Source organism: Citrobacter sp. KTE30 (assembly GCF_000398825.1).
In the GTDB taxonomy this organism is placed as follows: Bacteria; Pseudomonadota; Gammaproteobacteria; order Enterobacterales; family Enterobacteriaceae; genus Citrobacter; species Citrobacter freundii.
This window is the reverse complement of record NZ_KB976055.1, coordinates 1,148,577-1,163,729: the sequence shown is the minus strand read 5'-3', so window position 1 is coordinate 1,163,729 and position 15,153 is coordinate 1,148,577. Positions and strand designations below refer to the sequence as shown.

General features: G+C 50.0%; 15 protein-coding genes. 9 read left to right on the top strand and 6 right to left on the bottom strand.

Annotated features, from left to right (window positions below; genetic code table 11):
- Positions 1–25 precede the first annotated feature (25 nt).
- From mrdA to lipA, 7 genes are all read left to right on the top strand, one after another.
- Positions 26–1,927 carry a peptidoglycan DD-transpeptidase MrdA gene (gene mrdA, locus WC1_RS17410; RefSeq protein WP_003022722.1) on the top strand — a complete coding sequence of 634 codons (1,902 nt, stop codon included), beginning with the start codon at positions 26–28 and terminating at the stop codon, positions 1,925–1,927.
- A gap of 2 nt (positions 1,928–1,929) precedes the next feature.
- Positions 1,930–3,042 carry a peptidoglycan glycosyltransferase MrdB gene (gene mrdB, locus WC1_RS17415; RefSeq protein ID WP_003022718.1) on the top strand — a complete coding sequence of 371 codons (1,113 nt, stop codon included), beginning with the start codon at positions 1,930–1,932 and terminating at the stop codon, positions 3,040–3,042.
- 10 nt (positions 3,043–3,052) lie between these two features.
- Positions 3,053–4,162: an endolytic peptidoglycan transglycosylase RlpA gene (gene rlpA / locus WC1_RS17420; RefSeq protein ID WP_003022715.1), complete on the top strand. Its 1,110-nt coding sequence runs from the start codon at positions 3,053–3,055 to the stop codon at positions 4,160–4,162.
- 142 nt (positions 4,163–4,304) lie between these two features.
- Positions 4,305–5,516 (top strand): D-alanyl-D-alanine carboxypeptidase DacA, encoded by a 1,212-nt coding sequence (gene dacA, locus WC1_RS17425; protein ID WP_003022711.1) that lies wholly within the window; start codon positions 4,305–4,307, stop codon positions 5,514–5,516.
- A gap of 106 nt (positions 5,517–5,622) precedes the next feature.
- The gene (ybeD, locus tag WC1_RS17430) at positions 5,623–5,886 is read left to right on the top strand and encodes a DUF493 family protein YbeD (protein ID WP_003022706.1); all 264 of its coding nucleotides are present in this window, start codon (positions 5,623–5,625) and stop codon (positions 5,884–5,886) included.
- Between the two features lie 114 nt (positions 5,887–6,000).
- Complete coding sequence (lipB, locus tag WC1_RS17435) at positions 6,001–6,642, top strand: lipoyl(octanoyl) transferase LipB (protein ID WP_003022703.1); 642 nt, start codon at positions 6,001–6,003, stop codon at positions 6,640–6,642.
- 206 nt (positions 6,643–6,848) lie between these two features.
- Positions 6,849–7,814, top strand: coding sequence for a lipoyl synthase (lipA, locus tag WC1_RS17440; protein WP_003022702.1), 966 nt, complete (start codon positions 6,849–6,851; stop codon positions 7,812–7,814).
- 98 nt (positions 7,815–7,912) lie between these two features.
- Here the strand turns inward: lipA and tatE are convergent, their stop codons facing one another.
- Together tatE and WC1_RS17450 are read right to left on the bottom strand one after the other, a co-directional pair.
- Complete coding sequence (tatE, locus tag WC1_RS17445) at positions 7,913–8,116, bottom strand: twin-arginine translocase subunit TatE (protein WP_003022699.1); 204 nt, start codon at positions 8,114–8,116, stop codon at positions 7,913–7,915.
- A gap of 128 nt (positions 8,117–8,244) precedes the next feature.
- On the bottom strand, positions 8,245–9,033 hold the full coding sequence (locus WC1_RS17450) for a deaminated glutathione amidase (RefSeq protein ID WP_016149776.1): 789 nt from the start codon (positions 9,031–9,033) through the stop codon (positions 8,245–8,247).
- A 90-nt stretch (positions 9,034–9,123) separates the two neighbouring features.
- Between WC1_RS17450 and crcB the strand changes: the two genes are divergently transcribed.
- The gene (gene crcB / locus WC1_RS17455) at positions 9,124–9,507 is read left to right on the top strand and encodes a fluoride efflux transporter CrcB (RefSeq protein WP_016149775.1); all 384 of its coding nucleotides are present in this window, start codon (positions 9,124–9,126) and stop codon (positions 9,505–9,507) included.
- A 52-nt stretch (positions 9,508–9,559) separates the two neighbouring features.
- Here the strand turns inward: crcB and cspE are convergent, their stop codons facing one another.
- The gene (cspE, locus tag WC1_RS17460) at positions 9,560–9,769 is read right to left on the bottom strand and encodes a transcription antiterminator/RNA stability regulator CspE (RefSeq protein ID WP_000034825.1); all 210 of its coding nucleotides are present in this window, start codon (positions 9,767–9,769) and stop codon (positions 9,560–9,562) included.
- Positions 9,770–9,958: 189 nt separating this feature from the next.
- Positions 9,959–10,522 (bottom strand): lipid IV(A) palmitoyltransferase PagP, encoded by a 564-nt coding sequence (pagP, locus tag WC1_RS17465; RefSeq protein WP_003835590.1) that lies wholly within the window; start codon positions 10,520–10,522, stop codon positions 9,959–9,961.
- 462 nt (positions 10,523–10,984) lie between these two features.
- Between pagP and dcuC the strand changes: the two genes are divergently transcribed.
- Positions 10,985–12,370, top strand: coding sequence for an anaerobic C4-dicarboxylate transporter DcuC (gene dcuC, locus WC1_RS17470; RefSeq protein WP_003022136.1), 1,386 nt, complete (start codon positions 10,985–10,987; stop codon positions 12,368–12,370).
- Positions 12,371–12,486: 116 nt separating this feature from the next.
- Here dcuC and dpiA read toward each other — a convergent pair whose 3' ends face one another.
- Both dpiA and dpiB read right to left on the bottom strand, forming a co-directional pair.
- Positions 12,487–13,167 carry a two-component response regulator DpiA gene (gene dpiA / locus WC1_RS17475; protein WP_003022133.1) on the bottom strand — a complete coding sequence of 227 codons (681 nt, stop codon included), beginning with the start codon at positions 13,165–13,167 and terminating at the stop codon, positions 12,487–12,489.
- Entirely contained in the window at positions 13,136–14,797 is a 1,662-nt protein-coding gene (dpiB, locus tag WC1_RS17480) for a sensor histidine kinase DpiB (RefSeq protein WP_003847410.1), read from the bottom strand. The genes dpiA and dpiB overlap by 32 nt, the downstream gene beginning before the upstream one ends.
- Between the last annotated feature and the right edge of the window lie 356 nt (positions 14,798–15,153).

The window sequence follows — 15,153 nt, the reverse complement described above, 5'->3', positions numbered from 1 at the left end:
GATTCTTGAGTAGATTAAGCAGCGGATGAAACTACAGAATTCTTTTCGCGACTATTCGGCTGAGTCTGCGCTGTTTGTGCGCCGGGCGCTGGTCGCTTTTTTGGGGATTTTGCTGCTCACCGGCGTGCTGATCGCCAATCTTTATAATCTGCAAATCGTTCGCTTTACTGATTATCAGACTCGCTCGAACGAAAACCGCATCAAACTGGTGCCTATCGCCCCCAGTCGCGGCATCATTTATGACCGTAACGGAATTCCGCTCGCCCTTAACCGCACCATTTATCAGATAGAAATGATGCCAGAAAAGGTCGACAACGTTCAGGATACCCTCGACGCGCTGCGTAACGTCGTAGACCTGACGGACGATGACATTGCCGCTTTTAAAAAAGAGCGCGCCCGTTCACACCGTTTCACATCCATTCCGGTAAAAACTAACCTGAGTGAAGTTCAGGTCGCACGCTTTGCCGTTAATCAATATCGCTTTCCTGGCGTCGAAGTTAAAGGTTATAAACGCCGCTACTACCCCTACGGCTCTGCGCTGACCCATGTCATTGGCTACGTATCAAAAATCAACGATAAAGACGTAGACCGCCTGGACAAAGACGGCAAACTGGCTAACTACGCGGCGACGCACGACATCGGCAAGCTGGGTATTGAACGTTATTACGAAGATGTACTTCACGGCCAGACCGGTTATGAAGAGGTTGAGGTGAACAACCGCGGCCGCGTCATTCGCCAGCTGAAAGAAGTGGCGCCGCAGGCCGGGCACGATATCTATCTCACCCTCGATTTGAAACTCCAGCAGTACATTGAAACGCTGCTGGCGGGCAGTCGCGCCGCCGTGGTGGTTACCGACCCGCGTACCGGCGGCGTTCTCGCGCTGGTGTCCATGCCGAGCTACGACCCGAACCTGTTTGTCGATGGTATCTCCAGTAAAGATTACTCCGGGTTGCTCAATGACCCGAACACCCCATTGGTTAACCGCGCCACGCAGGGTGTTTACCCTCCTGCTTCGACAGTTAAACCTTACGTCGCGGTTTCTGCATTAAGTGCAGGTGTCATCACCCGCAATACTGGTCTGTTCGATCCAGGTTGGTGGCAATTACCGGGCTCTGAAAAACGTTACCGTGACTGGAAAAAATGGGGGCACGGCCATCTGAACATCACCCGTTCTCTGGAAGAGTCGGCGGATACGTTTTTCTATCAAATCGCCTATGATATGGGGATAGACCGACTTTCAGAGTGGATGAGCAAATTCGGCTACGGCAAATATACGGGTATCGATCTCGCTGAAGAACGCTCCGGCAATATGCCTACCCGCGAGTGGAAGCAAAAACGGTTTAAAAAGCCATGGTACCAGGGTGATACCATTCCGGTCGGCATCGGTCAGGGTTACTGGACTGCAACCCCAATCCAGATGAGTAAAGCGCTGATGATCCTTATCAACGACGGTTTGATAAAAGTTCCGCATCTGTTGATGAGCACGGCAGAAAATGGCAAGCAGGTTCCGTGGGTACAGCCGCACGAACCGCCCGTTGGTGATATTCATTCTGGATACTGGGAAATCGCGAAAGACGGCATGTACGGTGTAGCAAACCGCCCTAACGGTACTGCGCACAAGTATTTCGCTAGCGCGCCTTACAAAATTGCGGCGAAATCCGGTACTGCCCAGGTCTTTGGCCTGAAAGCCAATGAAACCTATAACGCGCACAAGATCGCCGAGCGCTTACGTGACCACAAGCTGATGACGGCCTTCGCACCCTATGATAAGCCCCAGGTTGCTGTCGCCATAATCCTTGAAAACGGTGGCGCGGGCCCGGCTGTGGGTACCATTATGCGCCAGATCCTTGACCACATTATGTTGGGCGACAACAACACCAATCTGCCTGCAGAAAACCCCGCGGTTGCAGCAGCGGAGGACCAATAATCGTGACGGATAATCCGAACAAAAAAACATTCTGGGACAAAATCCACATCGATCCCACGATGTTGCTTATTTTGCTGGCGCTGCTGGTTTACAGCTCGCTGGTCATCTGGAGTGCCAGCGGCCAGGATATCGGCATGATGGAGCGCAAGGTCGGCCAGATCGCAATGGGCCTGGTCATCATGGTGGTGATGGCGCAAATCCCGCCCCGGGTTTATGAAGGCTGGGCACCCTATCTCTATATTTTCTGCATCATCCTGTTGGTGGCGGTAGATGCCTTCGGCGCGATATCCAAAGGGGCACAGCGCTGGCTGGATTTGGGTATTGTGCGTTTTCAGCCTTCCGAAATTGCCAAGATTGCCGTGCCGCTGATGGTCGCACGCTTCATCAACCGTGATGTTTGCCCGCCATCGCTAAAAAATACCGCCATTGCACTGGTGCTGATATTTATGCCCACCCTGCTGGTGGCCGCTCAGCCTGACCTCGGTACCTCAATACTGGTCGCCCTTTCCGGTCTGTTTGTTCTGTTCCTTTCTGGTTTAAGCTGGCGTTTAATCGGTGTTGCGGTGGTTCTGGTTGCGGCGTTTATCCCGATACTGTGGTTCTTCCTGATGCATGATTACCAGCGTCAGCGCGTCATGATGTTGCTCGATCCGGAAACCGATCCACTGGGTGCGGGTTATCATATTATTCAGTCTAAAATTGCTATTGGCTCCGGCGGTCTACGCGGCAAGGGCTGGCTGCACGGTACGCAGTCGCAGCTTGAATTTTTACCCGAACGTCACACGGACTTTATCTTCGCGGTACTAGCAGAAGAGCTGGGTCTGGTAGGGATCTTAATTCTGCTTGCGCTGTACATTTTGCTGATTATGCGCGGATTATGGATCGCTGCCCACGCGCAAACCACCTTTGGTCGCGTCATGGCAGGTGGTTTAATGTTGATATTATTCGTTTATGTCTTCGTAAATATTGGTATGGTGAGCGGTATTCTGCCCGTGGTTGGCGTTCCTCTCCCACTGGTCAGTTACGGAGGCTCGGCACTTATCGTGCTGATGGCCGGGTTCGGGATTGTTATGTCGATCCACACCCATAGAAAAATGTTGTCGAAAAGCGTGTAAGGGGTACGCAATGCGTAAGCAGTGGCTTGGTATCTGCATCGCAGCAGGAATGCTCGCGGCGTGTTCGAGTGATGATGGTCAGCAACAGGGTGCTGTCGCGCCGCAGCCTGCGGTGTGCAATGGTCCGATTGTTGAAATCAGCGGGGCCGATCCGCGCTTTGAACCCCTGAACCCAACGGCGAATCAGGACTATCAGCGTGATGGTAAGAGCTACAAAATCGTCCAGGATCCTTCCCGCTTTAGCCAGGCAGGACTTGCCGCTATCTATGATGCGGAACCCGGAAGCAACTTAACCGCGTCTGGTGAAGCGTTCGACCCGATGCAACTGACCGCAGCGCATCCCACGCTGCCAGTCCCAAGCTATGCCAGAGTAACTAACCTGGCAAACGGCAGGATGATTGTCGTGCGCATAAACGATCGCGGCCCTTATGGCAACGATCGCGTGATTTCACTTTCACGTGCAGCAGCAGACCGTCTGAATACCTCCAACAACACCAAAGTGCGTATCGACCCGATCATCGTCGCCCAGGATGGTTCATTGTCCGGTCCGGGTATGGCGTGTACGACAGTCGCAAAGCAAACCTATGCCCTGCCCGCGCGTCCTGATTTAAGCGGTGGCGGTAATATGGGAAGTATGCCTTCGCCATCGGATGCGGGTCAGCCGCAAGGCGATATTCGTCCGATCAGCAATTCCACGCTGAAAAGCGATGATCCAACCGGTGCGCCAGTGAACAGCGGTGGATTCCTCGGTGCACCAACCACCCTCGCCGCAGGCGTGCTGGAAGGTAGCGAGCCGACTCCGGCTCCGCAACCGACCATCACCGCACCGGCAACACCAACCGCACCAGCAGCAACACCAGCCGCCGTCGCGGCACCTGCTCCAGCGGCAGTAGCCAACGGACGTTACGTGGTTCAGGTTGGCGCAGTCAGCGAGCAGTCGCGTGCGCAGCAGTATCAAAAACGTTTAAGCCAGCAGTTTGGCGTTCCTGGTCGGGTGGTACAAAATGGCGCAGTCTGGCGTATCCAGATGGGGCCGTTCGCCAGCAAAGCTGAAGCCTCCACATTGCAGCAGCGTCTTCAATCCGAGGCGCAATTACAGTCCTTCATCACCGGCGTGTAATAACGTAAATCAGGTATCTGAACTGTCAGTTTCTGTAAATGACATTAACAAAGTCACGCGGAAAGTCAGATGCCTGCCCGTTTTGCATTTGCTATAGTAGGGCACTTTTTTAAATTTCATCACGGACGTCGTAGTTCAGACCATGAAGACCACTTTTTCCGCTCGTTTCGTGCAGCGTATGGCGCTCACCGCGGCTCTCTGCGCAGCTTCTCTCTCTGCTGCCCATGCCGATGACCTGAATATTAAAACCATGATCCCGGGTGTTCCGCAGATCGATGCGGAGTCATATATCCTGATTGATTACAATTCAGGCAAAGTTCTGGCAGAACAGAACGCAGACACTCGCCGCGACCCCGCCAGTCTGACCAAAATGATGACCAGCTACGTCATCGGCCAGGCGATGAAAGCCGGCAAGTTCAAAGAAACCGATCTGGTCACTGTCGGCAATGACGCCTGGGCTACAGGTAACCCGGTGTTTAAAGGTTCATCGTTGATGTTCCTGAAACCTGGAATGCAGGTTCCTGTTTCCCAGCTAATCCGTGGTATCAACCTACAATCCGGGAATGACGCGTGTGTGGCAATGGCGGACTTCGCAGCCGGTAGCCAGGATGCTTTCGTCGGTCTGATGAACAGCTATGTGAACGCGCTGGGCCTGAAAAATACCCACTTCCAGACCGTTCATGGTCTCGATGCTGACGGTCAGTACAGCTCGGCTCGCGACATGGCGATGATTGGCCAGGCGCTGATTCGTGACGTACCTAACGAATACTCTATCTATAAAGAAAAAGAGTTCACCTTTAACGGCATTCGTCAGTTAAACCGCAACGGCTTGCTGTGGGATAACAGCCTGAATGTCGACGGTATCAAAACCGGTCATACCGACAAAGCTGGCTATAACCTCGTTGCATCCGCAACCGAAGGTCAGATGCGTCTGATCTCTGCCGTCATGGGTGGCCGCACCTATAAAGGTCGTGAAACCGAAAGTAAAAAACTGCTGACCTGGGGCTTCCGTTTCTTTGAAACCGTGAATCCACTGAAAGTCGGTAAAGAGTTTGCTTCAGAACCGGCCTGGTTTGGTAACACCGATCGCGCATCGTTAGGCGTAGATAAAGATGTCTACCTGACTATTCCGCGCGGCCGCATGAAAGATCTGAAAGCAAGCTATGTGCTGAACACCACAGAACTGCATGCACCGCTGCAGAAAAACCAGGTTGTTGGCACCATCAACTTCCAGTTGGATGGCAAAACCATCGAACAGCGCCCGCTGGTAGTCCTGCAGGAAATCCCTGAAGGCAACTTCTTTGGGAAAATCATTGATTACATTAAATTAATGTTCCATCACTGGTTTGGCTAAAAATCGAACACTTGAAAGTGTGATTTACGTCCCCATATACTAGGTATCCAGATAACTCCCACACGCTGTGGGAGTTATTATTTATTGATGTAACGCCGGAGCTGACATGAAAACCAAACTTAACGAACTGCTTGAATTCCCTACTCCATTTACTTACAAAGTAATGGGGCAGGCGTTGCCTGAGCTGGTTGATCAGGTGGTTGAAGTGGTACAGCGCCATGCGCCAGGTGATTACTCTCCGACGGTAAAACCGAGCAGCAAAGGCAACTACCACTCGGTCTCAATCACTATTACTGCTACACACATTGAGCAGGTTGAAACGCTGTACGAAGAATTAGGTAATATCGATATCGTACGCATGGTACTGTAAAAACCTGTTGGTTACCCGCTGCATCCCCGCTCGGGTAACCCCTCCCTCCTGTGATATACTTTTCCCCCTCTTTTATATTCTCTACTCTATGTGAGTATCTACGGAGATGCCGTTTTGTATCAGGATAAAATTCTGGTCCGCCAGCTCGGTCTTCAACCTTACGAGCCAGTTTCTCTGGCCATGCACGAATTCACCGATACCCGCGATGAAAACAGTTATGACGAAATCTGGCTGGTAGAGCATTATCCTGTTTTTACCCAGGGTCAGGCAGGTAAAGCAGAGCACGTACTGATGCCGGGCGATATTCCGGTGATCCAGAGCGATCGTGGCGGCCAGGTGACCTACCACGGGCCGGGCCAGCAGGTCATGTATGTGCTGTTGAATCTGAAGCGTCGCAAACTTGGCGTTCGTGAACTGGTTACGCTGCTGGAACAAACCGTCGTCAATACACTTGCGGAAATCGGCATTGATGCCCACCCGCGAGCCGATGCGCCTGGCGTATACGTCGGGGAGAAGAAAATCTGCTCTTTGGGATTACGTATTCGTAGAGGATGTTCGTTTCACGGCTTAGCGCTCAACGTGGATATGGATTTATCGCCTTTCCTGCGTATCAATCCTTGTGGTTACGCCGGAATGGAGATGGCGAAAGTATCGCAGTGGGATAGCGCAGCCACGACCGAGAGCGTTCGCCCACGCCTGCTGGCCAACATATTAGCGCTGTTGGGTAACCCACCGCACGAGTACGTTGCAGACTGAAAATACGGTCATACTTTGCCACGGCAAATGTTGTGGCAAATGGCACAAAACAACAACTATTTTACATTTTGCCAGCCTGTCAGGCTGCTTTCTGGCCCGTTTCAATGATATACTGCGTATCACTAATTCAAAAATAGTTGATAAATGCAACATTCCCTTGAATTGAAACGCTTTCCTTCGTAATTCGCAACTGGAACACGCAAGCTATGAGTAAACCCATTGTGATGGAACGCGGTGTTAAATACCGCGATGCCGATAAGATGGCTCTTATCCCGGTAAAAAATGTGGCAACAGAGCGTGAAGCCCTGCTGCGTAAACCGGAATGGATGAAAATAAAACTGCCAGCGGACTCCACTCGCATCCAGGGCATCAAAGCGGCAATGCGCAAAAATGGCCTGCACTCTGTCTGCGAAGAAGCTTCCTGCCCTAACCTGGCTGAATGTTTCAATCACGGAACCGCAACCTTTATGATCCTCGGCGCAATCTGTACCCGCCGTTGCCCATTCTGTGACGTTGCCCATGGCCGTCCGGTTGCTCCGGATGCTAACGAGCCGTTAAAACTTGCTCAGACGATTGCTGACATGGCGCTGCGCTATGTCGTCATTACCTCCGTTGACCGCGACGATCTGCGTGACGGCGGCGCTCAGCACTTTGCTGACTGTATCACCGCTATTCGTGAGAAAAGCCCGTCGATTAAAATCGAAACGCTGGTGCCTGACTTCCGTGGTCGTATGGATCGCGCGTTGGATATCCTCACCGCCACGCCGCCAGACGTGTTTAACCACAACCTCGAAAACGTACCGCGTATTTATCGCAATGTACGTCCGGGGGCAGACTACAACTGGTCACTGAAGCTTCTGGAACGTTTCAAGGAAGCGCACCCGGAGATTCCGACTAAATCAGGTCTGATGGTTGGTTTGGGCGAAACCAATGCAGAAATCATTGAGGTCATGCGTGACCTGCGCAGTCATGGCGTGACCATGCTGACGCTGGGGCAGTATTTACAGCCAAGCCGTCACCACCTGCCGGTTCAACGCTATGTAAGCCCGGATGAGTTCGATGAGATGAAAGCCGAAGCTATGGCCATGGGCTTTACCCATGCAGCCTGCGGTCCATTCGTTCGCTCTTCATACCATGCAGACATGCAGGCCAAAGGGCTGGAAGTGAAGTAATCGTGTAATACTCACTTACATATCAGTAATAAAAAAACCGGCAAATTGCCGGTTTTTTTTCATGCAGAGTATGCAGTATGAGCATCATGCTCCTGACATTACTCTTTATGAGAAAGCTTCTCAGCCTGAACGCTACCATCAGCATCTTTCTTAGCATCGGCATTATCGTCGTTCATTGCTTTCTTGAAGCCCTTGATTGCCGTTCCCAGGTCTCCACCCAGTGTACGTAACTTCTTGGTACCAAACAGCAGAACAACCAGTGCGGCAACCACCAGCAGTTTGGTAATACTAATCTCACCCATAGATACCTTCTTCACTTAAACCAGGCTGCATAAAGCGCCATATTAACCTGAGAATATTAACGGCCTTTCGACGCGCGCACACAATAGCAATCTGTAACAAGGTGAATCAAGCCTTGTTTAAAAAAACGTCATAATAATTGCGGTGGCGCAAAACGTCGGTTACTTAACACCGGAAGTTGTGCTCTGACCTGCCTTACCCGCTCTGCAGAAACCTCGGCCATAATTAGTGCAGGCGTTTCCGCCGCAGCAGCAATGGTCACACCAAAAGGGTCGATGACCCGGCTTTGGCCGATATTCTTATTACCGCACTCTCCCGCCGCAATCAGGTAACACGTTGCATCTAACGCTCTTGCAGCCAAAAGCGTAGACCAGTGATGCTCTTTAAGCGATCCCCGTACCCAGGCTGCGGGTAATACGAGAATTTCCGCTCCCTGCAATGCGTGCGCCAGCGCCAGCTCAGGGAAGCGCAGATCATAACAGGTCATTAACCCTACTTTTAACCCGCCTACGTCCAGCAGCGGCGCTATGGCGTCCCCTGCATCCACATTTCGTGACTCCTGAATCGAAAAGGCGTCGTAGAGATGTAATTTAGCGTAATGGGCAACTACCTGACCTGCCCGTAGCGCCACCAGCATGTTAAACGCCCGTCCAGGCACAGAGGGAACATGAATCGTCAGGATTGTCGTCATCTCGTTTTGCGCGCTTTCTCGCAGCAAGCGCGTCAAAAACCCGCCTTCCAACAATTGAGCTGATTTCACTGACAGGTCAGGGTCCAGATCGTCACGGGCCAGAAGCGCTTCCGGTAATACCAGTAACGATGCCCCCTCTCCCGCAGCCTGAGACATCAGTAAAACGCAGGTTTCTGCATTTTTTTCCCATGAAGGTCCCACGGCAAATTGCCCTGCTGCAACGAACATATTCCCTCCAGAAAACGTTGTTAGGCTCGCCAACCACGATTATTCAGCGTTACACTCATCCTATATACAATCAAATAGCAGGATTACGCAGTGTTACAACTCCTTTTAGCGGTTTTTATCGGTGGTGGTACAGGTAGTGTAGCAAGATGGATGTTGAGCATGAGGTTTAACCCGCTACATCAGGCCATTCCATTCGGTACGCTGGCTGCAAACTTACTTGGCGCATTTATCATTGGTATGGGTCTGGCATGGTTTAATCGCATGACAAACATTGATCCAATGTGGAAGGTACTGATTACAACTGGCTTTTGCGGGGGACTAACAACATTTTCCACTTTCTCGGCCGAGGTGGTGTTTTTGCTACAGGAAGGACGCTTTGGTTGGGCTATGGTGAATGTGCTGGCGAATCTGCTGGGATCATTTGCGATGACCGCCCTGGCATTCTGGCTGGTTTCGGCCTCTCCCGCACACTGAGGCGAAAAAAAACCCGCAATTAAGCGGGTTTTGAATGCTTGCTGTCGTATGCTTACAGAGCGATTACGTTTGCAGCAGAAGGGCCTTTGGCACCGTTAGTGATTTCAAACTCTACACGCTGACCTTCAGCCAGAGTTTTAAAACCATTGGTCTGGATTGCAGAGAAGTGTACGAACACGTCTTTGCTGCCATCTTCCGGAGTAATGAAACCGAATCCTTTGGATTCATTAAACCACTTAACGTTACCTTTAATCTTAGACATCAAAATTACCTTTACATGAAAAATAGACACAAATGCTGTGTCGGGTATCAGTACAACAATTGTGGTGCACTTTGTCCAGTCGAACTTTATCAAAAAGTGATAAATGTCGCGTTATTTTTCAGTTAACGCTGTTATCACACTGTTTTAAAAAGACTTTTTAATAATCCATCTGACAATACAGGTAGTCCATCAAAACTGGAAACGCATCCACGCAAAGTAGACGTTACCGTTGTTGTACGTTCCCGGAATGTAGGTCATCTGGAACGTTGCCGGACCATACCCTATCGATGCCAGCGGTAACAGTACGGGTACCGGAATGTAGTTCCAGTTATCACGCGCGGTAAAACCGGCGGTAAAACCGAGACCTGTATGGAAATTTTCATCGGCCAGCGGTCGCCAGGTTTTTTCCCAGCCATAACCACCAATGGGCTCCCATTTATTGTAGGAATCCTTAAAGGCCATTATATAAAGTCCGTGCCAGTTACCTTTATCATCCCAACGGGATTGACCAAATCCTGCCCCCCACGGGCGTTCATTGTAGCGATCCGTTTTTTCTTTATCGTAGGCAAAGCGTGCATGCCAGGTAATAGCCGGTATATACAAATCATAATGTTCCGGCTGCTGCCAGGTTTCACTGACGTTGTCTTTAAAAGTAGCGAACCAGCCTTTATCTTCAGCTGCGCCCTGGGGAATGAAAGCTAACTGAATAAAAAGAAATGAAAAAATGAGAAAATATCGTTTAGCGACAATCACAACTTAATTACCGTCCTGGGATTTATTATTAATTGTAGCAAACCCAACCTTAATGTTAGCTTAACAAAAATGCGCAGCTAAAAAATCAGAATATTCCTCAGCATGTAATTTTTAAGATAATTAGCCCTTAATTTATTGAGCCATCTCATAGGAACTATTTTCTCTTTATTGCCAATAAATTGTTCTTTCCTCCGGGAAAAGTTAAATAACATTACAATAAATTAACAATTAAGAATCAATATCACCACAAAACACACACACCGTCGCTGCACTTCACAGTTTTTTATTGTGAGATTCTTTTTTTAACCACGATGCTGAAAAAACGGCTAAGCCATCGCTTGAATCCGTATTTTTATTGATTTTAATCAGCAAGAGTAATCGGTTTATTAGGCACATTCTGTCACCACTTTTTACTTTTTTTAGTTTTTTTACTTTCTGGGCAGCAATGCGACAGGGGAAACGATGTTGACATTTATTGAACTCCTTATTGGAGTTGTGGTTATTGTGGGTGTAGCGCGCTACATCATTAAAGGTTATTCCGCGACAGGCGTACTGTTTGTTGGCGGTCTGGTTTTGCTGATTATCAGTGCGCTGATGGGGCATAAAGTGTTGCCATCCAGCGCGGCATCGACGGGCTATACGGCAACAGACATTGTTGAATATATTAAAATTTTGCTGATGAGCCGTGGTGGCGATCTCGGCATGATGATCATGATGCTGTGTGGTTTTGCCGCCTATATGACCCATATTGGCGCGAACGATATGGTCGTTAAGCTGGCCTCCAAGCCCCTTCAATACATCAACTCTCCTTACCTGCTAATGATTGCCGCCTATTTTGTCGCCTGCCTGATGTCACTGGCGGTTTCTTCAGCAACCGGTCTGGGCGTATTGCTGATGGCAACACTGTTCCCGGTCATGGTTAACGTTGGAATCAGCCGTGGCGCTGCAGCGGCTATTTGTGCCTCCCCTGCTGCAATTATTCTTTCACCAACATCCGGTGATGTGGTGCTGGCGGCAAAAGCTGCGGAAATGCCGCTGATCGATTTCGCCTTTAAAACCACGCTGCCAATTTCCATTGCCGCCATCATTGCTATGGCGATTGCCCACTTTTTCTGGCAGCGTTTTCTGGATAAAAAAGAGAACATTTCTCATGAAATGTTAGATGTGGCTGAAATCACCACGACTGCCCCGTCATTTTACGCCATTCTGCCGTTTACCCCGATCGTTGGCGTCCTGATTTTTGATGGTAAATGGGGCCCGCAGCTGCACATCATTACGATTCTGGTTCTGTGCATGCTCATCGCGGCTATTCTGGAGTTCGTACGTGGGTTCAACACCCAAAAGGTTTTCTCTGGTCTGGAAGTCGCTTACCGTGGCATGGCGGATGCCTTTGCTAACGTGGTGATGTTGTTAGTCGCTGCGGGTGTTTTTGCCCAGGGTCTGAGCACAATCGGCTTTATTCAGAGTCTGATTTCTATCGCCACCTCGTTTGGTTCAGCGAGCATTATCTTGATGATGGTGCTGGTGATCCTGACTATGTTGGCGGCAATGACTACGGGTTCCGGTAACGCCCCGTTCTACGCCTTCGTTGAGATGATCCCTAAGCTGGCGCATTCTTCCGGCATTAACCCGGCTTACCTTGTTATCCCGATGCTGCAGGCGTCAAACCTTGGGCGCACCATCTCCCCGGTCTCCGGCGTGGTTGTCGCTGTAGCAGGTATGGCAAAGATTTCTCCGTTCGAAGTGGTGAAACGTACTTCGGTTCCGGTTCTGGTTGGACTGCTGGTGGTGATTATCGCAACTGAAGTGATGGTACCAGGTTCTTCTTCAGCCGTCGTTGGCGGCTGATACTCAGTGAAATTTAGGCCGGATTAGGCATCTACGCCGCATCCGGCATTTAAACCGCACCATTGCCGGATGTCGATGCTAAAGCATCTTATCCGGCCTACGTCAGAAATCAGCATTTAGCCGCCATGATAAATACGCTGCGGCCTACCCACCTTACCGTGAATAATCTCCGCAATAATCAAATGACGGCTGGCACAGTACTCCAGGTAGCGTCTGGAAGTCGTTCGGCTGATGGTAAGCGCCTGGGCGATCGTTTCCGCAGTATGGTGTACCGTCGGGTCGGCGAATAATTTCAACACTGCATTCAGTGTTAACGCATCAATCCCGGTCGGTAAATCCCCTTTCGGTTCGCCCCGCGCGTAGGCATTAAACATTTCATCAATCTGCTTTTGGCTGGCGCTGTCATTCCCCGCCAACATGCGTCGACGTTGCTGATAACGCGTCAGGGTCTGCCCCAGCCGCTCGTAGGCAATGGGTTTGACCAGGTAATCAAACGCACCGCTGCGCACGGCCTCGGAGACCGTTTCCATATCGCTGGCCGCCGTGGTAAACACTACGCCGCCCGGATAGCGCGCCTGGGTCAGCTCATGCAGCAACGTAATTCCCTTGCCGTCCGGCAAGTAGTTATCGAGCAGTATCAGACCGGGCTTAAAACGCTCAATCATCATCCTCGCCTGCTCAAGATTACCCGCCAGCCATATCTGGCTGAAACCGGGTATATGGCGGATATATTCAGCATGCATTTCCGCCAGTAGCGTTTCATCCTCAACGATCAACAGCGTTAATGGTTCCGTCATTATTTTTTTTCACTTTCGGAAGAAATAAAGAAAATAAGGTACCGCAAGGGGAGTTATCTTCGAGCGTAATCACCCCGTCACAGCGCCTCACATAACTTGCAATTAGATACAAACCGATGCCATGTTCACCTGGTTCATCGGTACGGGTGCTCACACCCTGTTCAAATATTTTCTCACGCAATGCTTCCGGCACACCGCATCCCTGATCGGCAACTTCGATGATCACGTCATCCCCTTCATCGCTCAAATAGAGCTCTACGACATTGTTGCCTTGCTGGGTGCGCAAGCTCGCTTCGAATGCATTATCAAGCAGATTGCCAACAATTGCTGCAAACTCTGTGCTATCCAGCCCCTCGGGGAGTTGATGCAGTTGGCTCCCCGGAACGATAGTCATGGTGAGGCCCAGTTCCCGCGCGCGCTGCACCTTGCCAAACAACAGACCGGCGACCTGACGATCGGCAAACGCGCCACGCAGGCTGTCAATCAGTTGCTGTTGCGCCTGGGATTCTCCCTGCACCATGGCCAGAACCTTGTCATATTCTTTCATTTGCAGCAGGCCATTGATAGTCGACATCCAGTTCAGGTGCTCATGACGCAGCGTTCTCAGGCTCTCTACATACTGTTTGATCTGCGTTAATTGCGCATTAAGGGTAGCAATTTCATCTTTACTACGAAAACTGATGATTGCCCCAAGCAGTTCGTCACCAGAGCGAATCGCTTCACGGTTGGCGATAACGCTCAGGCCATTAAAGTTTACCATCGCATCCTGTCGTTTTTCCGCAATCTGTTGGGTGAAAAAGTCCGCTGGCTGAACCACCTCACTCACCGGTTTTCCAAGCCACTTTCGCCCTGGTGAAGACAGCCCCAGCATTTTCCTCGCACTGCGGTTTATTGCGGTGATATATCCATCAGGATCCACGGCAATCAATCCTTCATATACCGAGCTGAACAACGCTTCCTGCTGACGTACCACCCGCGCAATTTGTTTCGGTTCCATACCCAACATCTGCCGACGAATATGGGCAGCGAAAAACCAGGAGAGCAGCATAAGTACCAACAACAGCAAGATAAACACACCGGCCATCGGGAGTAAGAAATCCGATCGCCAGCTATCGATTTTGCTGATCAGATAACCAATTGAGACTACGCCAATGATTTTGCCATCGTCATCAAAGATGGGCGTTTTAGCGCGCATTGCCATCCCGATGGACCCTTTACCGGTAATAAAGTAGCTCTCCCCTTTTTCCAGCGCACCGGGTTTGGTGAACTGCATCGGGTAGCCAATTTTTTCCGGGTTCGGATGATATAGACGAATGGAGTTGGTATCCCCGATAACCACATAGTCGAAGTCAGTTCCGCTCTGCAGTTTGTCGGCAATCGTCGCCAAACGCTTGTAATCACGATGTTTAACCGCCGTAATGATACTCTCGTTAGAGGCGATGATTTTGGCCTGGTTCATTGCCATATCGCGGACATGCGCGGCCAGATAATCTTCGAAGCTGGCGGTAAAGTATTGTGCCAGGGCGGCGATGATAAAAACAGAAACGACCAAAATAAGCAGAAAGATGCGTAAAGGAAACGCCAGGCTGCGGAAAAAAGGAAACCGTGTTTTATTTTTCTGCTCAGCCATATATCTTCCTCATCCACGTTACCCGAAACTTATTTCTCATTGTAGTTGTAATAGAAATGTTTTATTTACACGTTACGGTATAAAACAAGATCGTTGCAGATTCCCCACTTTAAATCAATTAAACAAATTAAAACCACACGCTATTTCGAGGTTAAATTAATTAAAAAACTTAAAACCATAAAACACATTAAAACCTTCTAACTTATTGTGAAATAAATCAAAAATTACCTCCAAAATACCCCTTACGATGTATGCAGCAGGGAAAAAAAGAAATACTCCGTAATAAAAAACCATTCCCTTCAATTGCAAACAAAACGTTATCAGGTTGCTAAGCAGAGCAACAAAAACAGAAACCC

Excerpts from the sequence above, each read along its gene's own strand:
- dpiB (WP_003847410.1), bottom strand. The coding sequence starts at position 14,797 with ATGGCTGAGCAGAAAAATAAAACACGGTTTCCTTTTTTCCGCAGCCTG.
- dpiA (WP_003022133.1), bottom strand. The coding sequence starts at position 13,167 with ATGACGGAACCATTAACGCTGTTGATCGTTGAGGATGAAACGCTACTG.
- dacA (WP_003022711.1), top strand. The coding sequence starts at position 4,305 with ATGAAGACCACTTTTTCCGCTCGTTTCGTGCAGCGTATGGCGCTCACC.
- rlpA (WP_003022715.1), top strand. The coding sequence starts at position 3,053 with ATGCGTAAGCAGTGGCTTGGTATCTGCATCGCAGCAGGAATGCTCGCG.
- cspE (WP_000034825.1), bottom strand. The coding sequence starts at position 9,769 with ATGTCTAAGATTAAAGGTAACGTTAAGTGGTTTAATGAATCCAAAGGA.
- ybeD (WP_003022706.1), top strand. The coding sequence starts at position 5,623 with ATGAAAACCAAACTTAACGAACTGCTTGAATTCCCTACTCCATTTACT.
- lipA (WP_003022702.1), top strand. The coding sequence starts at position 6,849 with ATGAGTAAACCCATTGTGATGGAACGCGGTGTTAAATACCGCGATGCC.
- dcuC (WP_003022136.1), top strand. The coding sequence starts at position 10,985 with ATGTTGACATTTATTGAACTCCTTATTGGAGTTGTGGTTATTGTGGGT.
- tatE (WP_003022699.1), bottom strand. The coding sequence starts at position 8,116 with ATGGGTGAGATTAGTATTACCAAACTGCTGGTGGTTGCCGCACTGGTT.
- mrdA (WP_003022722.1), top strand. The coding sequence starts at position 26 with ATGAAACTACAGAATTCTTTTCGCGACTATTCGGCTGAGTCTGCGCTG.
- WC1_RS17450 (WP_016149776.1), bottom strand. The coding sequence starts at position 9,033 with ATGTTCGTTGCAGCAGGGCAATTTGCCGTGGGACCTTCATGGGAAAAA.